Origin of the sequence: Caballeronia jiangsuensis, assembly GCF_046030135.1 — a bacterium.
Taxonomy (GTDB): Bacteria; Pseudomonadota; Gammaproteobacteria; order Burkholderiales; family Burkholderiaceae; genus Caballeronia; species Caballeronia jiangsuensis.
In genome coordinates, this window is record NZ_JAQQDB010000028.1 from 24,823 (window position 1) to 46,775 (window position 21,953).

A 21,953-nucleotide genomic window follows, 5' to 3' on the forward strand; every position below is an offset into this window, starting at 1 on the left:
GTCTCCTGATTTGCAGGGCCGTCTCGTCATCCGGAGCCGGTCAGTCCCATTTCGCCGGAAGCACTTCCGCGCGGTTCTCGCCGAAGCCGATGCGCGCGTAACCGGGACGCTCGCACCATCCGCTCATCACGACGGCATCGCCGTCTTCGAGGAATGCGCGCGTCTCACCGGTTGGCAGGCGTATCGGCGCGTGGCCCGCCTGCGTCAGCTCGATCAGCGCGCCCGCCTCGTCGCGCGATGGACCCGATATCGTTCCGCTGCCGAGCAGGTCGCCGCTGCGCAGATTGCAGCCCGCGATCGTGTGATGCGCGACCATCTGCGCGAGCGTCCAGTATTGATGACGGAAGCTCGTGCAAGAGAGGCGCGTCGGCGGCAGCGCGTCGCGGCGATGCATCGCGGTTTCGAGCGCGACGTCCAGCCGGATATCGATCGCGCTGCTTTCGTCAAGCGCAGGCGCCGACAGATACGCAAGCGGCTGCGGATCGTCGACCGGTCGCGTCCATGCGGTGCGATACGGCGCGAGCGCGTCCATCGTGACGATCCACGGCGATAACGTCGTCGCGAAACTCTTCGCGAGAAACGGTCCGAGCGGCGTGGATTCCCACGCCTGGATGTCGCGCGCGGACCAGTCGTTGAGCAGACACAGTCCGAACACGTGATCCTCGGCCGACGCGACGGGAATGCGCTCGCCCTGCCCGTTGCCTACGCCGATGACGATGCCCAGTTCAAGCTCGTAATCGAGCCGCGTGCACGGTCCGACATCCGGCACGCGCGCACCCACTGCCATGCGTTGGCCGCAGGGCCGTCGAACGTTCTGCCCGGAAAGCCCGATGCTCGATACGCGCCCGTGATACGCAACGGGCATCCACTTAAAATTCGGTGACACCGCGCCGTCCGGACGCAGCAGCTTCACGATGTTGCGCGCGTGATCGATCGACGTATAGAAGTCCGTGTAATCGCCGATATGCGCGGGCATGCCGTGTTCCACGCTGGCTTGCGGCACGAGACAGCGCTGGCCGGAACCCGCGTTTTCGCGACGTGCGTCGAACAGCGCGAAAAGCGCATGGCGAAGCGCACGCCACGCGTCCGGGCCCATGTCGAAGAACGCGTTCAGCGACGGCTGCGCGCAGGCGCGCGCGGCGTCGGCCGCAAGTCCCAAGAACGCGCCCGCTTCGCTCAACGCGCCGAGATCGATCACCTGATCGCCCAGCGCGACGCCGCCGCGAAACGCCTCGTTCGTCCCCGCGCGCCTGAATGCGCCGAAAGGCAGGTTCTGCAATGGAAAAGGCGTGGACGCGTCGTTGGCCGAGGCGAGCCAGCTTCTCGCATCGATGTCGTGCGTATGGTCAGACTTCATCGAAATCACCGCGCAGGCTCTTGCGGCTCAGCAGGATCTTGCGCTGCCTGAGTTCGTGGATCATCGCAGGGTCGATGTTGCGCTCCATGAGCAGCTCGATGTTGTGCTCGCCCTGAAACGCCGGAATGCCCGGTTGCGGCAAGGTCGCGCCGCTGAAGCGCCAGGGCGGCCCGGGCATGCGCATCGTGCCGCCCGTGCGATCGTCGACATTGACGATCGCGCCCCAGTCGGCGGCCCACTCGGACTCGGCCAGCTCGCGCGTGCTGCGCACCACGCCGATCGCCAGTCCCTGCTCGCTGACCTGCGCCTGAAGCTCTTCGAGATCGTTGAAGGTGAGAATCCACGCGCGCACTTCGGCGAGCAGCGCCTCAAGGTTCTGACGGCGCAACGTTGCGCTCGCGAAACGCGGATCGCCCAAGAGGTCCGTGCGGCGCATCATCGAGCAGAAACGCACGAACATCGGCGAATAGATCGGGCTTGCCGCGATCGTCACCTGACGTCCGTCGGGCAACATGAAGATATGCGATTCCGGCGCGCTCAGCGCAGGCGGCTCGCCGTTCGTGTCGACGCCCGCGAGTTGCGCGCCGGCGCGCTCGTTGACGGCGAGCATGGTCGCGGCCATCGACACGTCGACATGCTGCCCTTCGCCCGTGCGGTCGCGCTGCGCGAGCGCGGCGAGCACGGCGATCGCGCCATGCAGGCCGGTGTAGACGTCCGCGTGGCTGCACGCGTCGTTCATCAGCGCGTCGGGCGCATGGCCGTAGTGCTCGCGCAGGATGTCGGTGAGGCCGGTTTCCGCCTGCACGGTCGGCGCGAACGCCGGCCGGTTGCGCCACGGGCCCGATTGCCCGTAGCCGCTCATCGACACATAGACGACGGCCGGATTGAACTCGCGCACCTGCTCGTAGCCCAGCCCGAAGCGCGCCAGCGTGCCCGGCCGGAAGTTTTCGACGATGACATCCGCTTCGCGGCACAAGTCGGTCACGATCGCGCGCGCTTCGGGCCAGTTGAGGTCGAGGCTGAGATTGCGCTTACCCGCGTTCTGCTGCGCGTAATAGACCGACATCGTGCCGATGTGCGGCACGCCGCCACGTCCCGAATCGCCGCCGGGCGGCTCGATCTTGGTGACCTCCGCGCCCAGGTCGCGCAGCGTCTTGGTGCACAGCGGGCCCGCCAGAACCCGCGTGAAGTCGATGACCTTCAGTCCGTCAAGAGGCGCGCCCATATCAGTTCCCCTCGAAGACGGCCGAACCGGGGCCGGTTTTGGCAAACGCGGCGAGTCCGCGCTTTTGATCCGCGCTCGCCCACATCATGTTGTTCACGTCGGTCTGCTGCGCATCCGCGCCCGCGATGCCGTGCCGCGCCGACAGATTCGCCAGCGTCTTGATGCCGCGCAACGCGACCGTGGGGCCGCAAGCCAGTTGCCGCGCCCACGACATCGATACGGCCGCCAGCTCCGCTTCCGCCGCGACGAGATTGACCACGCCCCAACGTTCGAGCGCCGCGGGATCGTGGCGGCGTCCGAACATCGCCATTTCCTTCGCGCGCGCTGGACCGACGCGCTGCACGACTCGCTGCACGCCGCCCAGGAGCGGCAGCAGGCCGAGCGAGGCTTCGGCCATGCCGAAGAACGCGGTATCCGCTGCGACGATCATGTCGCAAGTCAGCGCGAGCTCGAAGCCGCCGCCGAGCGCGCCGCCATGAACCGCGGCAACGGAAGGAAGCGGCACGTTCTCGAGTGCATCGAGCAACGCGTCGAGGCTGGCCTGATCGCGCCGACGGCCGCCGTTGGCGAAGCCCGCGACGTCCGCGCCGGCGCAAAAATGGCGCATGCCGCTGCGCAAGAGGATCGACCGGCATCCCGACTCGACCGCCTTGCCGTAGGCAGCGAGCAGATCCTTGAGGAATGCATCCTCGATCAGATTGTGAGGTGGCTTCGACATCGTGACGACGCCGACCATACCGTCCTTTTCAAACACGACCGTGCTCATTTGGCTTCCTGCATGTGAGTCCGACTTCACGTCAGACGAACGAAATAAACGATCCCAATTTCCAATAGGATTACGAATGATCGCCTCGCCGATAAGCGCGACATCCGATGAACTGGCGCCGCATCCGCGTTAACCGGCTCGAACTGGAATTGATGATAACAGTGTTAACTTTAAAGAAAATCAGGGTAATCCCGCGATTCCCGCGCGCCTGCCGCACGTTGCCGCCAGCGAAGCCGCGCACCTATAATTCCTTCCCACCTCTAACCGAGATGCCGCCGAATCGTGAGCCCGAAACCATCCGCCGATGTGCCCTACCACCACGGAAACCTGCGTGAAGCCCTGATCGCCGAAGGCCGGCGTGCGCTCGAGGATGTCGGCGCGCATGAGTTGAGCCTGCGCTACCTCGCCCGCGCGGTCGGCGTTTCGGAAGCGGCGCCGTCCCGGCACTTCGCCGGCAAGGACGGATTGCTCGCCGCGATCGCGGCCGACGGCTGGCGGGATCTCGCCGCCATGCGTCGCGCAATCCTCGGCACCGACGATACCGCGATGACCGTCGCGTATCGCATGCTGCGCGTGTATGTCGAATTCGCGCAGAGCCACAAGGGATTGTTCGATCTGATGGTCGGACCGCGCATCGTCGCGCGCGACTTGCATCCCGAACTCACGGAGGAAGGCTCGATTTCGTTCAGGCTGTTCGCATCCTCGGTCGAGCGGGCCGCGCTCGAAAACGGCTGGCCCGAGAGCACGCTGACGCTCGTCACGCACGCGGCGTGGAGCATCGAACACGGACTCGCCACGCTCATTCTTTCCGATCGCGTGCCGCGCTCCGATCGTCCGGTGGAGATAGATCACATGATTCACTTCTCGATCGGCATGTTCCTGAGCGCGGTCGCGGCGGGCCCCACGCACCTCGAAAACATGCTCGATCAGCTTCCCGCGATGAACGGCGACACCCGCGCCGCAGCCCCGAAAGCGTGACGCGGCGCACCCTCGTCCGCATCGCGCACTGCGTCTTGCCCATATGTTGATATGCGCATATTATGATCGTGAGCGCGATTTGACAAGAAGCACGCCGCCCGCTGCGCAATCCGGAGCACACGCGATGACCGAACCTCTTTATCTGGACGACCTGAAAGCGGGCATGCAGTTCGAATCGCCGGAGTTCCTGGTGAGCGAGGGAGACATTCGCCGCTTCGCATCGGAATTCGATCCACAGCCATTCCATCTCGACGAAACCGCCGCGAAGGCGTCGGTGTTTCGTGGTCTCGCCGCGAGTGGCTGGCATACCGCGGCGCTCACGATGCGTCTGCTCGTATCGGGCGGATTGCCGCTCGCGGGCGGCATCGTCGGCATGAGCGTGGAGCTTGCATGGGTCAGGCCGGTGCGTCCCGGCGATGTGCTTCGGGTCGTGAGCACCGTGCAGGACGTGCAGCGATCGAGATCGAAGCCATCTCAAGGCATCGCGACCGTGATGTCCGAAACGATGGACGACTCCGGCGAAGTCGTGCAGCGCCTCGTATCGAAACTGCTCGTGACGGCGCGCGATGCCTGATCCAGCGGTCTAGATGACCCCGTTGCGGCGAAGCGTTTGGACCTCCGCACCGGACATGGCCAGCCAGGCGTCGAGGACCTCGTCGGTATGCGCGCCGAGCGTCGGCGGAACGTGGCGGTATTGCACGGGCGATTCGGACAGGCGGATCGGATTCGCGACCAGCGGCACCGTCTCCGATAACGGATGCGCCATCTCGATGCGCATCTCGCGCGATTGCACATGCGCGTCCGCGAATACCTTGTCGATGCTGTTGACCGGCCCGCACGGCACACCCGCCGCCTCCATGATGCCGATCCACTCGCTCGTCGTGCGCTTCGGCGTGATGTCACGCATCAGCACGATCAACGTGTCACGGTGCGCGACGCGCTGCGGATTGCGCGCAAAGCGATCGTCGCGGCTCCACTCGGGTCTGCCCAGCGCTTCGCAGCATCGGGCGAACTGGCCGTCGTTGCCGACCGCGATGATCATGTAACCGTCGGCGGTGGGGAAATCCTGATACGGCACGATACTCGGATGCGCGTTGCCCATGCGCTCCGGCACCACGCCGCCGATCAGATAATTCGAAGCCTGATTCGCGAGGCACGCGATCTGCACGTCCAGCAATGCGAGGTCGATGTGCTGCCCCTTGCCCGTGCGTGCGCGATGCGCCAACGCCGCCTGGATCGCCACGGTCGCGTAAAGACCGGTCATGATGTCCGTGAGCGCGACGCCCACTTTCAGCGGCCCTTCTCCGGCGGTGCCATCGGCGCGGCCAGTGAGGCTCATCAGCCCGCCCATACCCTGCATCAGGAAGTCGTAGCCCGCCCGCGCGGCATAGGGGCCGGTCTGTCCGAAGCCCGTGATCGAGCAATAGACGAGGCGCGGATTCACCTCGCTGAGGCTCGCGTAATCCAGCCCGTATTGGGCGAGGCCGCCGACCTTGAAGTTCTCGATGAGCACGTCGGCCTTGTCGGCCAGCCGGCGGATCAGCGCTTGCCCCTCTGGCCGGCCGAGATCGACCGTCACGGAGCGCTTGTTGCGATTCGCGGCGAGATAGTACGCCGATTCGCCCGTCGGCTCTCCATCGGCGTCGGCAAGCCAGGGGGGTCCCCAGGCGCGCGTATCGTCGCCGCTTTGCGGACGCTCTACCTTGATCACGTCCGCGCCGAGATCCGCGAGCAGCTGACCGGCCCAGGGACCGGCGAGCACGCGGGAAAGATCGAGAACGCGCAAGCCTGAGAGCGCGCCTTCCTGCAAGGATGGATTCATGGGGTCATGTGGAGTGTCATCGGATCGCGCTTCCGATCTGTGCGGAAATCGCACGCCACATTGAGCCGATCGGAAGTCCTGTCTGCAATTTAAAGGGATCGCGTGCGCACCACAACCGACTTGTTCTCATGGACCTGTGCGAAGATCGCACAATTGAACGAACACCCTGTCGAGCCTTCATCATGCGTCGAAAGATCCCTTCCACCGCTGCGCTCTCCGCGTTCGAGACGGCGGCGCGCCATCAGAGCTTCACCAAGGCCGCCGACGAACTCGCGGTGACGCAAAGCGCGATATGCCGGCAAATCGCTTCGCTCGAGGACTTCCTCGGACTCAGGCTCTTTCGCCGGGACCGGCGCGGCATCGCGCTGACGGAGGCGGGGCTGGCCTATAGTCGCAAGGTGACGGCGCTGCTCGATGAAGCCGAGCGCGACACGCTGGAGTTGATGGCCAAACGAGGCCACGGCGGCGCGCTCGAACTCGCGGTCGTGCCGACGTTCGCGACGAAGTGGCTCCTGCCCCGGTTGCCGGGGTTCGTCGACGAGCATCCGGACATCACGATCAATCTCGCTTCGCGCACACGGCCGTTTCTTTTCGCCGAAACGGAGTTCGATGCGGCGATCCATCCGGGCGTCGCGCCGTGGCCGGGAACGGAGGGCGAGTGGCTCATGCAGGAGACGCTGATCGCGGTGTGCAGTCCGCATCTCATCGCGCCGCGCAAGAAGCTGACGACCGCCGACTGGCGACGCCATACCCTACTGCAACAGAGCACGCGTCCGTATGCGTGGCGCGAATGGTTCGCCTCGCGCGGCATGTCGGTCGATGGCGACATGACGGGACCGCGCTTCGAGCTCTTCTCCATGCTTACGGAGGCGGCTGTTCACGGCATGGGCATCGCGCTCATTCCCCGTCTGATCATCGAAGACGAGTTGCGTCGCGGCCTGCTCGTGCAAATCGCCGCACATGAAATGCCGAGCGGTCGCTCGTACTACCTCATCGTTCCCGAAAGCAAGTCCCACAATCCCGCGCTGCTCGCCTTTCGCGAATGGATCGCGCGGGAAGCGGCGCGGCATGGGGAAACGACCGGGCGCAGAAAAACGCAGACGGCAGCGAGTCGCGATACCTGACACTGCCGCGCACCCGCACCGGCTTTATTAGCCGATGAGATCGGCGCCCGTCGTGAGGACGATCTTCCCGAAGTGCGTACCGGAATCGATCAGTTCGTGAGCACCGCGAGCGTCGGCAAGCGCGAACGTCTTGTAGACGACCGGCTTGATCGTGCCGCTCTCGATATGCGGCCATACGTGCCGCTCCAGTTCGCTGATGATGGTCGCCTTGTCCTCGGGTGTGCGGGATCGCAATGTCGAGCCCATATGCGTCAGACGCTTCGTCATCATCGGCACGACGTTCAGGTCCTTCGCCGGGCCCTTGATCACGCCCACCTGCAGGATCCGTCCGTCCATGGCAGCGGCGTCGAAGTTTCTCGCCACGTAGTCGCCGGCAATGATGTCGAGGATCACGTCGACGCCTCTTCCATCGGTAGCCCGTTTCGTTGCGGCGACGAAATCTTCCTCGCGGTAATCGATCGCGACATCGGCGCCTAGAGTCAGGCTCGCCTCTCGATGCGCCTGCGAGCCGATCGTCGTGATGATTTTGGCAGCGCCGAGTGCTTTCGCCAGCATGGTCGCCGTGGTTCCGATACCCGACGCCCCGCCGTGGATCAACACCGATTCGCCGGCAAGCAGCTTGCCGCGCTGGAACAGGTTCAGCCATACCGTCATGAACGTTTCGGGCATGGCCCCCGCTTCCACCAGCGTCAGGCCCTTGGGGATATGCATCGTGTTGCAGGCGTGCGCGACTGCATACTCCGCGTAGCCGCCGCCGGGAATCAATGCGCACACCAGTTCTCCGATCCGGAAGCTCGACACCTCGGAACCCACAGCTACCACTTGACCCGCCACTTCCAGCCCCGGAATGTCCGAAGCGCCGGGGGGCGGGTCATACAGCCCTTTGCGCTGGAAAACGTCCGGGCCGTTCACGGCAGCCGCGTGGATGCGGATCAGAACCTGATCGCCGGCCGGCATCGGGATCGGGCGCGTTGTCGGCACCAGAACTTCGGGACCGCCGGGCTGTTTGATTTCAATCGCCGTCATGGACGACGGCACACGATAAGTTGAAGCAGACATGGACCACACTCCTTCGGAAAATGAGGCTTGATCGATCCGGGCGGATCATTGAACGAGGAACTCCTGAGTTCAGTTTAGGCCTCGACCTTGATGAATACATGCAGCAATATTCAGATTGGCAGATGCAAATTTGCATCAGGAGGGAGGCACCATGAACTGGGATGACGCGCGGGTATTTCTCGCGGTGGAGCGCGAAAAAACGCTTCGTGGAGCGGCCAGGACGCTCAATCTCGATCAGGCGACGGTCGGCAGACGGATCGCGGCACTAGAGCACGCACTACACGCAACGCTCTTCCTGCGCACATCCGACGGTTACGCGTTGACCGCCGCCGGCGAAGCCGCGCTGAGATCGGCGGAGAAGATGGAGCACTCCGCACACGAACTCGTCAGGCGGACTCAAGGCACGGATACGCGGCCCGCGGGCGATGTAAGAGTCACCAGCACCGACTCGATCGCGCTCGAATTCCTGCTTCCCGCTATCGAACGCCTGCACGCTGCGCATCCCGAAGTGCGCGTTCTGCTGGACACGTCGACACGCATGCTGAATCTCGCAAAGCGCGAGGCGGATATCGCGGTGCGTTCAGTGAGGCCGGAGAATCCCGATCTCGTCGCGCGTCGCCTTGCGCGCTGGCCGATGGCGCTCTTCGCATCGAATACTTATCTGGAGCGGCATGGCAAGCCTGCCGCCGGCACGGGTTTCGCGGGCCACGATCTTGTCGTCTATCAGGGAAGCTGGACCAATAACCGATCACCGGCGCTTGCGGGCGAACCGAACCATGCGGGGCGCATCGTATCGACCTTCAATTCAAGCCTCATGCTGCGCACCGCGGTAAAGGCCGGCATCGGCATCGGCGAGCTTCCGATACATCTCGCCGAACACGACGGCCTCGTGCAGATAGGGCCTTCGCCCGCACGCGGAGCGGTCTATGAAATCTGGCTTGTCACGCACCAGGACCTTCGACATACCGCGCGCATCGCGGCAATGATCGACGGCATCGTCTCAGCGTTCGCAGATCATCGAACCCACTCGGCATGATCACGCCGGCGCATCACGAACATGAATGACGATGCATCAATAAAATAAACTTCATCAATGCCTCCAGCCTCGCTACGCTGGCCCTACCTTCTCCACGGGCAAAGATTGCGATGGCGGAACTCTACCTTGTGCGACACGGGCAAGCGTCGCTTGGCTCCGAGCACTACGACCGGCTTTCACAAAAGGGCGAGCAGCAATGCGTGTGGCTCGCCGAGCATTTCGCGCAGAACGATCTGCAATTCGATCGCGTAGTGACAGGCACGCTGCAGCGCCATGCGCAGACTCTCGATGCGATCCGTCGCACGCTGCCTGATCTGCCCGTCGAATGCGAAATTCTTCCTGGACTCGACGAGTACGATTTCCACGCGCTGTTTCGCGCGACGGGCGCTGAACATCGCCACCTTGTCGAATCCGCGGCCAGCGATCCGCGCGAGTTCTTCAAGGCCCTGCGCCAGGTGCTGCAATGGTGGGCCGAAGGCGAACTCGACGACCGCGTGCCCGAAACGTGGAGCGCATTCCAGCAGCGTGTCGCCGCTGCGCGCTCGGCCATTCAGCAAGGCGGCGGGCAGCGCGTCCTGGCCGTCACCTCGGGCGGCGTGATCGGAGCGTTGATGCAGCAGGCGTTGCAAGCGCCGGCATCGACGGCCATCGCGCTCAACATGCAGATCCGCAACAGCAGCGTCACTCATTGCTTTTTCAACCGCGAAACTTTTCAGTTGTCGAGCTTCAATGTCGTCGCACATCTCGACAGCCTGCAACGCCATGCGTTTCAGACCTACGGTTGAATCGCGTCCTCAAGTCCCATGAGTCAGGCACAAAAACCTATGACCAGCGAATCGACCCAACCCGCTCTCGACGTAGACCGGCTCGTCCGTTATCTGCAGCCCCACGTTCCCGGTTTTCAGGGGCCCGTGACAGCGACGAAGTTCGCAGGCGGCCAGTCCAACCCGACATTCCTGCTCGATACGCCAGGCGGCCGCTTCGTCCTGCGACGTCAGCCGCCGGGGCAGTTACTCAAGTCCGCGCATGCCATCGACCGCGAATTCCGCGTGCTGAGCGCGCTCGGCGAGACCCCTGTGCCCGTCGCGCATGCATGGCACTTGTGCGAAGACCGCGAAGTCATCGGCAGCATGTTCTATCTGATGAGCTACGAAGAAGGCCGCATATTCTGGAACCCCGCCCTGCCGGAGATCGACCGCGACGCGCGCCGCGACTATTACGAGTCGATTGTCGCGACACTCGCGACGCTTCACGACGTCGACGTCGATGCAGTGGGTCTCTCCGACTACGGACGTCCCGGAAACTACTTCCAGCGTCAGATCGAGCTCTGGACGCGGCAATACCGCGCCGCCGAAACAGAACGAATCGGGCCGATGGAAGCGCTGATCGCGTGGCTTCCCGCACATTGCCCCGCCGATACGCAACGTCCCTCGCTCGTGCACGGCGACTTTCGAATCGACAACCTCATCTTCGCCAGCGATGCGCCTCGCGTGCGCGCCGTGCTCGATTGGGAATTGTCGACGCTCGGCAATCCGCTTGCGGACCTCGCGTATTTCTCCATGTGCCTGCGCCTGCCGTCGACGGGAGATATCACGGGACTGCGCGACCACGACCGCTCGGCGCTCGGGATCCCCGAGGAAGAGCAGATGGTTGCGCAGTACTGCGAACTTCGTGGCCTGCCCGGTATCGACAACTGGCACTTCTATCTGGCGTTCAGCTTCTTCCGCCTCGCGTCGATTGCCCAGGGTGTCAAGTCGCGCGCTCTGCAGGGCAACGCTTCGAACGCCCGCGCATCCGAGGTGGGCGGGATGGTCGAGCCGCTCGCCAGTCTCGCCATGGAGCTGATCGCCTGAAGCACAACGTGCATGACGCGCGATGCCATTCAACCCGAACCAAGGATACAAAATTGAGCACGAACCTCTTTGACCTCACGGGCCGGATCGCCCTCGTGACAGGCGCAAGCCGCGGCATCGGCGAAGCCATCGCAAGGCTCCTCGCCGAACAGGGCGCCCATGTGATCGTGTCGAGCCGCAAGCTCGACGACTGCGAAACGGTCGCGGCAAGCATCCGCGCGACCGGCGGCAGCGCCGAGTCACTCGCCTGCCACGTCGGCCGCATGGAGGACATCGCCGCGACGTTCGCTCATATCCGCGAACAGCATGGCCGGCTCGACATACTCATCAACAACGCGGCAACGAATCCCTATTTCGGCCACATCCTGGATACCGATCTCGCCGCCTACAACAAGACTGTCGAGGTCAATATCCGCGGGTATTTCTTCATGTCGGTCGAAGCCGGAAAGCTCATGAAGAGCCAGGGTCGCGGCGCCATTGTCAATGTCGCCTCGGTCAACGCGCTGCAGCCCGGCGACATGCAGGGGATCTACTCCATCTCGAAGGCCGCAGTGGCTCACATGACAAGGGCATTTGCCAGGGAATGCGGACCGCTGGGCATTCGCGTCAATGCATTGCTGCCCGGTATCACGAAGACGAAATTCGCCGGCGCGCTGTTCGAAAATCAAGAAATTTACGACCGCCTCATCAACGAGATCCCGCTGCACCGTCACGGCGAGCCGCAGGAAATGGCCGGGACCGTTCTTTATCTCGTGTCCGACGCGGCCAGCTATACGAATGGCGAATGTATCGTCGTCGATGGCGGGCTGACGATCTAGTCAACCGCACAGAAGGAACTCATCATGAATTTTGCCAATAGCCCCAAAGTCGAAGACCTGCTGCGCCGCGTGCGCGGTTTCATGGACGAACATATCGTGCCGCGCCAGCGACAGTGGCTCGAAGAAGTGCACGCGGGCCAATACCCTGTCTCGTTCATGGAAGACCTCAAAGCCACGGCGAAGGCCGAAGGCCTGTGGAATCTCTTCCTGCCGCATCTCGAGGACGGCAAGCCAGGCACTCGCCTCACGAACCTCGAATACGCCCCGCTCGCCGAGCTGATGGGCCGCGTCTCGTGGGCCTCCGAAGTCTTCAACTGCAGCGCGCCCGATACCGGCAACATGGAACTGCTTCATATGTTCGCCACGCCCGCGCAGCGCAAGGCCTGGCTCGAACCGCTACTGCATGGGCAAATCCGTTCGGCGTTCGCGATGACCGAGCCGGACGTGTCGTCCTCCGACGCGACGAACATCACGACTTCCATCCGGCGCGATGGCGACGACTACGTGATCAATGGGCGCAAGTGGTTCATCACGAACGCCGCCCATCCGAACTGCAAGCTTTTCATCGTCATGGGCAAGACCGATCCGGACGCGGAAAGTCATCGTCAGCAGAGCATGATTCTCGTGCCGGCGGGCACGACCGGCGTGAGCATCGTGCGCAACATCACGGTGATGAATCACGTTTCTCCGGAAGGGCATTGCGAGATCGTGTTCGCGAACGTCCGCGTGCCGGCGTCGAATCTGCTCGGCGAAGAAGGCGGCGGTTTCGCGCTCGCCCAGGCGAGGCTCGGGCCGGGCCGTATTCACCATTGCATGCGCTCCATCGGCGCGGCCGAGCTTGCGCTCGAATTGATGGTCGAGCGCGCCGTGCAACGCAAGGCGTTCGGCAAGTTCCTTCATCAGCACGGCACGGTCGGCGAATGGATTGCGAAATCGCGAATCGAAATCGATCAGGCTCGCCTGTTCGTGCTGAAGGCGGCGTGGCTCCTCGACGAAGTCGGCGCGAAAGCAGCACGCAAAGAGATTTCCATGATCAAGGCACTTGTGCCGCAGGTTTATTCGACGGTATGCGACCGTGCGATGCAGGTCTTCGGCGCGATGGGTCTGAGCCCGGACACGCCGCTCGCCGACCACTGGACCTGGGCCCGCGCATTGCGTTACGCGGACGGCCCCGATGAGGTCCATTTGCAAGCCATTGCGCGCATGGAAATCGCGCATGGCGAGCAAAGGCTCGGCGCGACGGCAGCGTACCTGAACATTCCGCCGCGAAACTGAAGCGTCGAGAATTCTGGCGAACGCATCTCCGGCGCCTCTCGCTTATGATGTCGTGCAAACGGAGACTGCAAGATGCGTTTGCCGAAGCTGGATCTGAACCTGTTCGTCGTATTCGAGTCGATCTATGAGAAGCGCAATCTGACTCGCGTGGCGGAGGCGCTATACATCACTCAGCCCGCGGTCAGCAATGCGCTTGCGCGCATGCGCAAGGCCTTCGATGATCCGCTCTTCGTGAGCACGCCATCCGGCATGGTGCCCACGCCGCTCACCGAAAACATCATCGGCCGCGTGCGCGAGGCGCTGCAACTGCTGGAGGCGAGCGCGTCCGAAGGCGACGTCTTCGTGCCGGGCACATCCAGGCGCACGTTTCGCCTGAGCATGCCCGATCTGACGGAAGCGGTTCTGTTGCCCTTGCTCGGCGAAGTGCTTCAGCAACAGGCTCCCAGCATGAGCATCGAGAGCTACTTCACGCCGCGCAGCGAGGTGTCCTCCGCACTCGCGACGCGCAGGATCGACTTCGCAATCGACGTACCGCTCATTAACGACCCGCAATTGCGTCAGGCGTCGCTCGGTAGCGACCGCTATGCCTGCATGGTGCGGCATGACCATCCGTTCAGGGGCGACGTCTTGAGCATCGACGACTACCTGGCGTTAGGCCATATCCAGGTATCGAGCCGCCGTCAGGGCAGCGGTCTGGTGGATGCGGAGCTGAGGAAGCTCGGCAAGGAGCGAAGGATACAAATGCGCGTGCAGCATTACATGGTTGCACCGCTCGTGGCCTTGCGCACCGACCTCGCGCTGAGTGCTCCCATGCAACTGCTGCAACGCCACGACGCGCGGATTCTCGAATTGCCCTTCCAGCTTCCGAGGCAGGAATGGCACCTGTACCGGCATCGCAGCAGCGAACAGGATCAGGCCAGCATCTGGCTTGGCGAAAAGATAATCGATATTCTGAGCGGCCCGGCGGCGACTCTCGATGTGCCGAAGCGCAAGCGCCGGGCCGGCAAGGCCCCGGCGTAGAACTTCGTCCTTCGGGCGAGCGTTTGTAGCGTTCGGCAGGCAACGTTCATCGCGCTCAATGCTCGGCTGCCTTCAGCGCCAGAATGCCCGTCTGCGAATAAAACTCCTGCAGCGCGAAGGCCTCGCGTTCGCGCTGCGCACGCGCGCCGCGATCCAGTATCGAAAAGAGCCAGATGCCCGCGAACGCGAGCGGCACCGAGATCAGCGCCGGATTGTCGAGCGCCACCGGTGCGTGCGCCTGATGCAGCACATCGACCCATACGGACTTCGAGAACAGCGTCAGCAGCACCGCGCAGACGAGTCCGAGACCGCCGCCCACAACCGCGCCGCGCGTCGTCATGCCGCGCCAGAATATCGATGACACGAGCACCGGGAAGTTCGCGCTCGCCGCAACAGCAGCGACCAGGCCGACCAGGAACGCCACGTTCACATGTTCGAAGAGAATCCCGAGCCCGATCGCCACGATGCTGAGCATAAGCGTCGAGATGCGTGAGATGCGCATCTCCTGCGCTTCGCTGCCTTTGCCGCGCGCGAGCCAGCAGGCATAGAGATCATGCGATACCGTGGTCGCTCCGGAGAGCGTGAGGCCCGCGACGACCGCGAGGATCGTCGCGAAGGTGACGGCGGCGATGAAGCCGTAGAACAGATTGCCGCCCACGGCCTGCGCCAGCTTGACCGCGACCATGTTCGAGCCGCCGAGCAGATCGCGCGTGAGGTTGAAATGCCCGTCCACGGCCGTCTTGAAGAACTCCGGATGTTGCGCGAGCAAGGTGATCGCGGAGAAGCCGATGATGAAGGTCAGCAGATAAAAGTATCCGATGAACCCGGTTGCGACGAACACGGACTTGCGTGCTTCTTTCGCACTGGGCACGGTGAAGAAGCGCATCAGGATATGCGGAAATCCCGCGGTGCCGAACATTAATGCAATGCCGAGCGAAAGCGCGTTGAGCGGGTCCTTCAGCAGCTTGCCGGGGCCCATGATGCTCGCTTCGCCCGGATGAATCTCGACGGCGCGCCGGAACATCTCCTCCGGACTGAAGCCGAACTGGGCGAGAGAGATGACGGCCATGAACGTCGCTCCGCCCAGCAGGAGGACGGCCTTGATGATCTGCACCCACGTGGTGGCCGTCATGCCGCCGAAGAACACATAGACCACCATCAGCGCGCCGACGATGACTTCGGCCATCCAGTAGGGCAAGCCGAAGAGCAACTGGATCAGCTTTCCCGCGCCGACCATCTGCACGACCAGATAGAAGATCACGACGACGAGCGAGGTGCTGGCAGTCAGCAGGCGGATCGGTGCCTGTTCGAAGCGATACGCGACGACGTCGACGAACGTGAATTTGCCGAGGTTGCGCAAGGGCTCGGCGAGCAGAAACATCACGAACGGCCATCCCACCAGAAACCCGATCGAATAGATGAGACCGTCGAAACCGAACACGAACACCATGCCGGAGAGGCCCAGGAACGAAGCCGCGGACATGTAATCCCCGGCGATAGCGAGCCCGTTCTGAAAGCCCGTGATGCCGCCGCCCGCGCTGTAGAAGTCCTTCGTCGTGCGCGTCCTGCGCGCGGCCCAGCGCGTGATGCCGAGCGTGACGAGCACGAACAGCAGGAACGTGCCGATCGCGACGGGATTCAGATCGACATGATCCGGCACGGGACCTTCGATGGATGAAGCATGAGCGAGCGCGGACATCGAGGCGAGCGTCGCGCCCTGAAGAAAACGACCGGATTTCATGGGTTAGTCTCCTTGCGCGGCAGCGGAGATGAGCGCGCGCATCGACGGATCGAAGGCGCGGTTCGCACGCAGCACGTACCAGCCGGTCAGGCCCACGGCGACGAGAATGACGCCGACGCCCGCGACGATACCCATGCTCGTCGTGGCGCCCGCATACAGCGGATGCGCGAGCATGTGCGGCGCCAGCGCGACGAACAGGATGAAGCCGTAGTACGTGAGTATCATCAGCGCGGTCAGCGTGAAACTGAAGCGCCGGCGCGAGGCGACCAGCCGCCTGTATGCGGGGCTTGCCTTCGTCAGATCGATATGGATTTGCTGCATGGATGTCTCCCTCCTGTTTCAGGATGATGTTTCGAGTGTCGGAACGGCCTCGATTGCAACGTATTCAGCGGCTGCCTTGAGCAGCTCTTGTTTTGAGTCGATGCCCGACGCCGGCACGGCCACGCGGCGTCGATGAACACAGGTCAGCCGATTGCCACGCGCGCCAGCGCTTGCTGCATGTCGCGCTCGAAGCGATTCACGATGTCGGCGAGCGGTTCGATGCGGTCGACGAAAGCGAGCGACTGCCCGGCGGAGAGCAAGCCCTTGGACCAGTCGCCGGTGACGTAGGCGTCGCGGCCGATCTTGCCGGCGACGAATGGCATCAGATCCTGAATGGTCACGCTCGGGTTGCGCGCCTCGATTTCCATCACGGCGGCCGTGGTCTCGTTGCGCAGCGAGCGCACGGTGTTGCGCACGGAGTGCATGCACAGCTCGGTGTCCGTGGGTCCGGCTTCCACCAGACGGCGCTTGTAGTCATCGTGCGCCCAGATCTCCTCGGCCACGGCGAAACGCGTGCCGACGACCACGCCCGACGCGCCCATCGCGAGCGCCGCGGCAAGTTGCGAACCACGGCCGATGCCGCCGCCGATGAGGTAAGGAATCTCGAGGTGGCTCTCGGCCCACGCGGCGTTCACGAACGACCCGACCATGTCGAGCCCCGGATGCCCGCCGCATTCGGCGCCGACGATGGCGACCGCATCGACACCCACCGAGGCCGCTTTCACCGCAAACCGTACCGAAGGCACCTTGTGAAGCACCTTTACGCCGGCACTTTTCAGAAGCGGCATGAATTCCTCCGGATTGCGACCGGAGGTTTCGACGCACTTAACGCCTTCATCGACGATGAGTTCGAAGACGTCCCGCGTCTTCTCGCCGGGGACGAGTTTCGGCAGCATCGACACGTTGACGCCGAACGGGCCGCCTTCGCACAGGTCGCGGCAACGGCGGATTTCGTCGCGCAACGCTTGCGGCTCGGGAAAGCTCGCCGCCGTGATGAAGCCGATGATGCCGGCGCGTGACGCGGCGGCGACATAGTCCGCATCGGCGAGCCACATGAGACCGCCGGCGACGATCGGCAGGCGTGTGCCGAACAGTTCGGTGACGGCGTTCGAAAAAACAGGCTGAGTCATGATATGTCCTTCCCGAACGCTCATACGATGCCTTCGGATTTCAGTCGCGAGAGTCGTTCTTCGGACAGCCCGAGCAGCGACCGAAGAACGTCGTGGGTGCCTTCCCCGAGTTGCGGCGGCGCGCTGCGCACCGGCAGACGCGCACCGTCGAAGCGATACGGCGGCGCGAGCACGTGCGTTTCGCCCGCTTCGGGATGGCTGTACGTCGTCACGAGGCCGGCTTCTCCCGCGCGCTTCGACGTGAGCGCCTCGTGAAGGCCGAGCACTTCGCCGCATGGAATCCCCGCGCCCACCAAGCGCTCCAACAGCACTTGCCGCTTTTGCGTACCGATCGCGCGCCTGAGTTCGGGCACGAGCATGTCGCGGTTAGCAGCACGGACGAGGTTCGTGCGGAAGCGGTCGTCATCGACGAGATCCGGGCGTTCGATCACCTCGCGGCAGAAGCGCTCGTACTGGCGGTTGGTGCCCACCGCGATCACGAGCGGACCGTCCTGCGCATCGAACACGCCGTAGGGCACGATCGACGGATGCGCATTGCCGTAGCGCGGCGGGTCGCCGTCGAGCTTCATCGACTCGAGTCCGCAGTACGAGGTGATCATCAGGCCGCAGTCGAAAAGCGCCATCTCGATGTGGCGTCCCTTGCCGGTCTTCTGACGCTCGAACAGCGCGGCGAGCACCGCTTGCGCGGAATACATCCCGGTGAACAGATCGACCGCGGCGATGCCGAACTTGAGCGGCGGCTGGTCCGCGTTGCCGTTCATCGCCATCAATCCCGCCTCGCCCTGAACGACGATGTCGTAGCCGGGACGCGCCGCTTCCGGTCCGTGGCGGTCATATCCGGCGATGGACAGATAGATGAGATCGTCGCGTCCTTCCTTGAGCTGCTCGTAACCGAGGCCAAGCTTTTCCGCGCCGCCGAACTTGAAGTTCTGCAGCACGACATCGCTTTGCTGCGCGAGATCCCGAGCGATCTGCTGACCTTCCGCCGTTTGCAGATCGAGGCACACCGAACGCTTGTTGCGATTGACGCTGTTGAAATAGGTCGTCTCCGTCGCGCCGACGCGCAGGCCCCAGTCGCGCGTATCGTCGCCGCGCGTCGGGTGCTCGACCTTGATGACTTCGGCGCCGAGATCGCCGAGCACCATCGCGCACCAGGGCCCCGCGAGCACGCGCGACAGATCGAGCACGCGAACGCCGGCGAGCGGTAAAGAAGAATGCATGTTTGACATGGCAAATTCCATATTAGATTAGGATGCCGAAGCGTCGTCTAGTCGGATTGCGCGACCGCGGCGAGACGCAAGGCGGCGAAATCGGCGGGCCGTTTGCCGAAGAAAGCATTGATGCCTTCGGCAGCTTCGTCATCGCCGAGCGACTCCACCATGTAACGCGCTTCGAGATCCAGTTGCGCATCGACGGTGTTCTCGCCCGCGCGACGGCACAGCGCCTTGATCCTGCCGATCGCGCGCTCGGGACCGGCGGCGAGCGTGCGAGCGATGCCGAGCGCTTCCGTGAGCGCGTCGCCCGGCTCCGCGAGGCGATTCGCCACGCCCAGCGCCTGCATGCGCTCGCCCGTCACGGGCTTGCCGGTCAGGCATAGCTCGGTCAGCAATTGCCGCGAGACGAAGTCGGACAGAAACGCGGTCGCGCCGCCGTCGGGCGAGAGTCCGACCTTCACGTACGCCACAGAGAACGACGCATTGCGCGCCGCGACCAGCAGGTCGCACGCGAGCGCGATCGACAGGCCCGCGCCGGCCGCCGCGCCTTCCACGGCCGCGATCACCGGCTTGCCGCAGTCGCGGATCGCGCGGATCATGCCGTGCAGACTTTCGATGCCTGCGCGCCGTTCGGATGGCGCCATCGCGCGCCGTTGCGCGAGGCGATTCAGATCGCCGCCCGCGCAGAAAGTGGCGCCCACGCCCGTCAGCACGATCGCGCCGACGCTCGTATCGCGCTCTGCCTCGGCGAGCGCGGCCGGCAGCGCTTTGTACACTTCCGCCATGAGCGCGTTACGCGCGGACGGATTGTTGAGGGACAGCACCTGCACCGCGCCGTCGCGACGCGCAAGAATGGGTTCGTTCATGGCTTCAGCTCCTGCCGAGAGTGATAAAACGTTCGAGATGGTGATCTTCGTCGCCGAGTTGATGGTCGATCATCACAAGGCGCTTGGCGTAGTGCGCGAGCGGCAGCTCCCAGGTCATGCCGATGCCGCCGTGCATCTGGATGCACTCTTCGGCCACGCGCGTGCCGATGCGCCCGATCGTGTACTTCGCCGCCGACAGCGCACGCTCGCGCTCGATGCGACTCGCGCCCAGAGCGGCGGCCGCGTTGATGACCGCCGAACGAGCCTGCTCGATCTCCAGCAACAGATCGGCCATGCGGTGTTGCAGCGCCTGAAAGCTGCCGATCGGCACGCCGAACTGCTTGCGCGTGCGCAGATAGTCGAGCGTGTATTCCTTCGCGACATCCATCGCGCCGATCGCCTCCGCGCACAAGGCAAGCACGCCGGCGCCGATGCTGCGTTCGAGCGTCACGAATCCCGCGTCCGGTTCGCCGAGCAACGCGTGATCGGCGATGCATACTTCGTTGAACCGCACCTCGGCGGCCCGCCCTCCATCGATCTTCGGATAGCCGCGCAGCTCGACGCCCGCCGCGTCACGGGCGACGACGAAGAGCGAGATGCCCTCTTCGGCATCGTTCGCCCCGCTCGTTCGCGCGGAGACGAGAAAGAAGTCGGCCGCTTCGCCTTGCTGTACGACGGCCTTCGTGCCCGTCAGCACCCAGCCGTTCGAACTGCGTGTCGCACGCGTCGATACGCGCGACAGTTCGTAATGCGAGTCGGCTTCGTCATGTGCGAGCGCCGCGACGGTGCGGCCCTCGACCATGCCCGCGATGAGCGCCTTGTGCGCTTCGTTGCCCGCATGAGCGAGCGCATGGCCGGCCACCAGCGCGCCCAAGAAAGGTTCGACCACGAGGCCGCGCCCGAGGCTCTCGAAGACGACGGCGATATCGAAGCCATCGCCGCCGAAGCCGCCGTCGGCCTCGGAGAAGAGCGCGCCGACCACGCCCAGATCGGCCAAGCGCCGCCACATGTCCGCATTGAAGCCCGCATCGCGCATCGCAAGGCCGTACTGCTCGGCGACAAAACGGTTCAGCGTATCCGCCAGCATGCGGCGGTCTTCCGTGTGCTGAAAATTCATCGCGATCCCCTCACAGTCCCAGGATCATCTTGGAGATGATGTTCTTCTGGATTTCGTTGGAGCCGCCGAAAATCGACAGCTTGCGGTTGTTGAAGTAAAGCGCGGCGGCGCTCGCGGCGCCTTCCGGGCCGACGGGCGTTTCGTCGTAGCCTTCGTGCAGCGCTTCCTCGATGAACGGCTGCGCATACGGACCCATCGCGCGCCGCATCAGCGACGAGATTTCCTGCCGGATCTCGGTGCCGCGAATCTTGAGCATCGAGCTTTCCGCGCCGGGCACGCCGCCGCCCGCCACTGCGGCGATCACGCGCAGGTTGGTCGTCTTCATGTTCGCGAGGTCGATCTCCACACGCGCCATGCGTGCCGCGAAGAGCGGATCGTCGGCGAGCGGACGGCCGTGGCGCTTCAGCTTCGAGGCGATGCGCCGCAAGCGCGCCAGCGCCGCAACCGAAAACCCGACGCCCGCGATGTTCGTGCGTTCGTAAGTCAGCAGATATTTCGCGACCGTCCAGCCCCGGTTCTCTTCGCCCACCAGGTTGGCTGCGGGCACGCGCACGTCGGTGAAGAACACTTCGTTGATCTCATGCTCGCCTTCGAGCGTGATGATCGGACGCACATCGACGCCCGGACTGTTCATATCGACGAGCAGGAAGCTGATGCCCTCCTGCTTGCGCACGTCGGTTGCCGTGCGCACGAGGCAGAAGATCATGTTCGCGTGCTGGCCGAGCGTGGTCCACGTCTTCTGACCGTTGACGATGTAGTGCTCGCCCTGTGCATCGATGCCGCGCACCGCGCTCGTCTTCACGGACGCGAGATCGGAGCCCGAGCCCGGTTCCGAATAGCCTTGGCACCACCAGTCGGAGCCATCGAGGATGCGCGGCAGCCAGCAGGACTTCTGCGCCTCGCTGCCGTACTTGATGAGCACCGGCCCGAGCATGTTCACGCCGAAGGGCACGATGCGCGGCGCGCCCGCGAGCGCGCATTCGTTTTCGAAGATGAACTTCTGCACGGCGCTCCATCCCGGCCCGCCATACTGTTCGGGCCAGTGGTTCGCGAGCCAGCCCTGCTCGTTCAGGATGGCGTGCCACTCGGCCATGTCGGCGCGCGTGAGGCGCAGACCGCCGCGTACCTTTGCGGATAGCCGCGCCGGCAGCTTCTCCTCGAGGAAGCGCACGACGCGCGCGCGAAAGGCTTCCTCGTCGGCGTTGAATTTCAGATCCATGACGTCGTGTCT

General features: G+C 64.0%; 21 protein-coding genes. 9 read left to right on the plus strand and 12 right to left on the minus strand.

Features of this window, described 5'->3' with window-relative positions:
• Window positions 1-40: 40 nt before the first annotated feature.
• From fahA to PQR08_RS25980, 3 genes are read right to left on the minus strand one after another with little or no spacing between them, the layout of a single operon-like run.
• Window positions 41-1,357: a fumarylacetoacetase gene (gene fahA, locus PQR08_RS25970; protein ID WP_250487657.1), complete on the minus strand. Its 1,317-nt coding sequence runs from the start codon at window positions 1,355-1,357 to the stop codon at window positions 41-43.
• Window positions 1,347-2,582 (minus strand): CaiB/BaiF CoA transferase family protein, encoded by a 1,236-nt coding sequence (locus PQR08_RS25975; RefSeq protein ID WP_250487656.1) that lies wholly within the window; start codon window positions 2,580-2,582, stop codon window positions 1,347-1,349. Before PQR08_RS25975 ends, fahA begins: the two co-directional genes overlap by 11 nt.
• 1 nt (window position 2,583) lies before the next feature.
• Window positions 2,584-3,348, minus strand: a complete 765-nt coding sequence (locus PQR08_RS25980) for an enoyl-CoA hydratase/isomerase family protein (RefSeq protein ID WP_035498378.1) — start codon at window positions 3,346-3,348, stop codon at window positions 2,584-2,586.
• 282 nt (window positions 3,349-3,630) lie between these two features.
• Between PQR08_RS25980 and PQR08_RS25985 the strand changes: the two genes are divergently transcribed.
• Complete coding sequence (locus tag PQR08_RS25985) at window positions 3,631-4,326, plus strand: TetR/AcrR family transcriptional regulator (protein ID WP_250487655.1); 696 nt, start codon at window positions 3,631-3,633, stop codon at window positions 4,324-4,326.
• A gap of 124 nt (window positions 4,327-4,450) precedes the next feature.
• Window positions 4,451-4,900 (plus strand): MaoC family dehydratase, encoded by a 450-nt coding sequence (locus tag PQR08_RS25990; protein ID WP_250487654.1) that lies wholly within the window; start codon window positions 4,451-4,453, stop codon window positions 4,898-4,900.
• Between the two features lie 9 nt (window positions 4,901-4,909).
• Here the strand turns inward: PQR08_RS25990 and PQR08_RS25995 are convergent, their stop codons facing one another.
• Window positions 4,910-6,148, minus strand: coding sequence for a CaiB/BaiF CoA transferase family protein (locus PQR08_RS25995; protein WP_250487653.1), 1,239 nt, complete (start codon window positions 6,146-6,148; stop codon window positions 4,910-4,912).
• Between the two features lie 182 nt (window positions 6,149-6,330).
• Here PQR08_RS25995 and PQR08_RS26000 point away from each other — a divergent pair, with 182 nt between their 5' ends.
• On the plus strand, window positions 6,331-7,272 hold the full coding sequence (locus tag PQR08_RS26000; protein ID WP_250487652.1) for a LysR substrate-binding domain-containing protein: 942 nt from the start codon (window positions 6,331-6,333) through the stop codon (window positions 7,270-7,272).
• Window positions 7,273-7,299: 27 nt separating this feature from the next.
• Here the strand turns inward: PQR08_RS26000 and PQR08_RS26005 are convergent, their stop codons facing one another.
• Complete coding sequence (locus PQR08_RS26005) at window positions 7,300-8,298, minus strand: NAD(P)H-quinone oxidoreductase (protein WP_313761224.1); 999 nt, start codon at window positions 8,296-8,298, stop codon at window positions 7,300-7,302.
• A gap of 184 nt (window positions 8,299-8,482) precedes the next feature.
• Here PQR08_RS26005 and PQR08_RS26010 point away from each other — a divergent pair, with 184 nt between their 5' ends.
• The 6 genes from PQR08_RS26010 to PQR08_RS26035 all read left to right on the plus strand — a co-directional run bounded on the left by PQR08_RS26010 (window position 8,483) and on the right by PQR08_RS26035 (window position 14,333).
• Window positions 8,483-9,367, plus strand: a complete 885-nt coding sequence (locus PQR08_RS26010; RefSeq protein ID WP_408162820.1) for a LysR family transcriptional regulator — start codon at window positions 8,483-8,485, stop codon at window positions 9,365-9,367.
• Window positions 9,368-9,477: 110 nt separating this feature from the next.
• On the plus strand, window positions 9,478-10,152 hold the full coding sequence (locus tag PQR08_RS26015) for a histidine phosphatase family protein (RefSeq protein ID WP_250487650.1): 675 nt from the start codon (window positions 9,478-9,480) through the stop codon (window positions 10,150-10,152).
• A gap of 39 nt (window positions 10,153-10,191) precedes the next feature.
• Entirely contained in the window at window positions 10,192-11,220 is a 1,029-nt protein-coding gene (locus tag PQR08_RS26020) for a phosphotransferase (protein ID WP_250487649.1), read from the plus strand.
• A gap of 53 nt (window positions 11,221-11,273) precedes the next feature.
• Window positions 11,274-12,038, plus strand: a complete 765-nt coding sequence (locus PQR08_RS26025) for an SDR family oxidoreductase (RefSeq protein ID WP_250487648.1) — start codon at window positions 11,274-11,276, stop codon at window positions 12,036-12,038.
• Window positions 12,039-12,062: 24 nt separating this feature from the next.
• Complete coding sequence (locus tag PQR08_RS26030) at window positions 12,063-13,313, plus strand: acyl-CoA dehydrogenase family protein (protein ID WP_250487647.1); 1,251 nt, start codon at window positions 12,063-12,065, stop codon at window positions 13,311-13,313.
• A 72-nt stretch (window positions 13,314-13,385) separates the two neighbouring features.
• Entirely contained in the window at window positions 13,386-14,333 is a 948-nt protein-coding gene (locus PQR08_RS26035; RefSeq protein ID WP_250487646.1) for a LysR family transcriptional regulator, read from the plus strand.
• Window positions 14,334-14,388: 55 nt separating this feature from the next.
• Here PQR08_RS26035 and PQR08_RS26040 read toward each other — a convergent pair whose 3' ends face one another.
• The 7 genes from PQR08_RS26040 to PQR08_RS26070 all read right to left on the minus strand — a co-directional run bounded on the left by PQR08_RS26040 (window position 14,389) and on the right by PQR08_RS26070 (window position 21,941).
• Entirely contained in the window at window positions 14,389-16,074 is a 1,686-nt protein-coding gene (locus PQR08_RS26040) for a cation acetate symporter (protein WP_250487645.1), read from the minus strand.
• A 3-nt stretch (window positions 16,075-16,077) separates the two neighbouring features.
• On the minus strand, window positions 16,078-16,395 hold the full coding sequence (locus PQR08_RS26045; RefSeq protein ID WP_187603234.1) for a DUF485 domain-containing protein: 318 nt from the start codon (window positions 16,393-16,395) through the stop codon (window positions 16,078-16,080).
• 143 nt (window positions 16,396-16,538) lie between these two features.
• Window positions 16,539-17,525: an NAD(P)H-dependent flavin oxidoreductase gene (locus PQR08_RS26050; RefSeq protein ID WP_250487644.1), complete on the minus strand. Its 987-nt coding sequence runs from the start codon at window positions 17,523-17,525 to the stop codon at window positions 16,539-16,541.
• Between the two features lie 20 nt (window positions 17,526-17,545).
• Window positions 17,546-18,754, minus strand: coding sequence for a CaiB/BaiF CoA transferase family protein (locus PQR08_RS26055; RefSeq protein ID WP_250487643.1), 1,209 nt, complete (start codon window positions 18,752-18,754; stop codon window positions 17,546-17,548).
• A gap of 38 nt (window positions 18,755-18,792) precedes the next feature.
• Window positions 18,793-19,605, minus strand: coding sequence for an oxepin-CoA hydrolase, alternative type (locus PQR08_RS26060; RefSeq protein WP_250487642.1), 813 nt, complete (start codon window positions 19,603-19,605; stop codon window positions 18,793-18,795).
• A 4-nt stretch (window positions 19,606-19,609) separates the two neighbouring features.
• Window positions 19,610-20,722, minus strand: a complete 1,113-nt coding sequence (locus PQR08_RS26065; protein WP_250487641.1) for an acyl-CoA dehydrogenase family protein — start codon at window positions 20,720-20,722, stop codon at window positions 19,610-19,612.
• Window positions 20,723-20,732: 10 nt separating this feature from the next.
• Window positions 20,733-21,941 carry an acyl-CoA dehydrogenase family protein gene (locus PQR08_RS26070; RefSeq protein ID WP_250487640.1) on the minus strand — a complete coding sequence of 403 codons (1,209 nt, stop codon included), beginning with the start codon at window positions 21,939-21,941 and terminating at the stop codon, window positions 20,733-20,735.
• Between the last annotated feature and the right edge of the window lie 12 nt (window positions 21,942-21,953).

What these genes read in the sequence shown, in the direction of transcription:
- PQR08_RS26035 (WP_250487646.1), top strand. Translation starts at nt 13,386, where the DNA reads ATGCGTTTGCCGAAGCTGGATCTGAACCTGTTCGTCGTATTCGAGTCG.
- PQR08_RS26020 (WP_250487649.1), top strand. Translation starts at nt 10,192, where the DNA reads ATGACCAGCGAATCGACCCAACCCGCTCTCGACGTAGACCGGCTCGTC.
- PQR08_RS26045 (WP_187603234.1), bottom strand. Translation starts at nt 16,395, where the DNA reads ATGCAGCAAATCCATATCGATCTGACGAAGGCAAGCCCCGCATACAGG.
- PQR08_RS26050 (WP_250487644.1), bottom strand. Translation starts at nt 17,525, where the DNA reads ATGACTCAGCCTGTTTTTTCGAACGCCGTCACCGAACTGTTCGGCACA.
- PQR08_RS26060 (WP_250487642.1), bottom strand. Translation starts at nt 19,605, where the DNA reads ATGAACGAACCCATTCTTGCGCGTCGCGACGGCGCGGTGCAGGTGCTG.
- PQR08_RS26055 (WP_250487643.1), bottom strand. Translation starts at nt 18,754, where the DNA reads ATGTCAAACATGCATTCTTCTTTACCGCTCGCCGGCGTTCGCGTGCTC.
- fahA (WP_250487657.1), bottom strand. Translation starts at nt 1,357, where the DNA reads ATGAAGTCTGACCATACGCACGACATCGATGCGAGAAGCTGGCTCGCC.
- PQR08_RS25990 (WP_250487654.1), top strand. Translation starts at nt 4,451, where the DNA reads ATGACCGAACCTCTTTATCTGGACGACCTGAAAGCGGGCATGCAGTTC.
- PQR08_RS26005 (WP_313761224.1), bottom strand. Translation starts at nt 8,298, where the DNA reads ATGACGGCGATTGAAATCAAACAGCCCGGCGGTCCCGAAGTTCTGGTG.
- PQR08_RS26070 (WP_250487640.1), bottom strand. Translation starts at nt 21,941, where the DNA reads ATGGATCTGAAATTCAACGCCGACGAGGAAGCCTTTCGCGCGCGCGTC.
- PQR08_RS25995 (WP_250487653.1), bottom strand. Translation starts at nt 6,148, where the DNA reads ATGAATCCATCCTTGCAGGAAGGCGCGCTCTCAGGCTTGCGCGTTCTC.
- PQR08_RS26015 (WP_250487650.1), top strand. Translation starts at nt 9,478, where the DNA reads ATGGCGGAACTCTACCTTGTGCGACACGGGCAAGCGTCGCTTGGCTCC.
- PQR08_RS26010 (WP_408162820.1), top strand. Translation starts at nt 8,483, where the DNA reads ATGAACTGGGATGACGCGCGGGTATTTCTCGCGGTGGAGCGCGAAAAA.
- PQR08_RS26030 (WP_250487647.1), top strand. Translation starts at nt 12,063, where the DNA reads ATGAATTTTGCCAATAGCCCCAAAGTCGAAGACCTGCTGCGCCGCGTG.
- PQR08_RS25980 (WP_035498378.1), bottom strand. Translation starts at nt 3,348, where the DNA reads ATGAGCACGGTCGTGTTTGAAAAGGACGGTATGGTCGGCGTCGTCACG.
- PQR08_RS26065 (WP_250487641.1), bottom strand. Translation starts at nt 20,722, where the DNA reads ATGAATTTTCAGCACACGGAAGACCGCCGCATGCTGGCGGATACGCTG.
- PQR08_RS25975 (WP_250487656.1), bottom strand. Translation starts at nt 2,582, where the DNA reads ATGGGCGCGCCTCTTGACGGACTGAAGGTCATCGACTTCACGCGGGTT.
- PQR08_RS26000 (WP_250487652.1), top strand. Translation starts at nt 6,331, where the DNA reads ATGCGTCGAAAGATCCCTTCCACCGCTGCGCTCTCCGCGTTCGAGACG.
- PQR08_RS26040 (WP_250487645.1), bottom strand. Translation starts at nt 16,074, where the DNA reads ATGAAATCCGGTCGTTTTCTTCAGGGCGCGACGCTCGCCTCGATGTCC.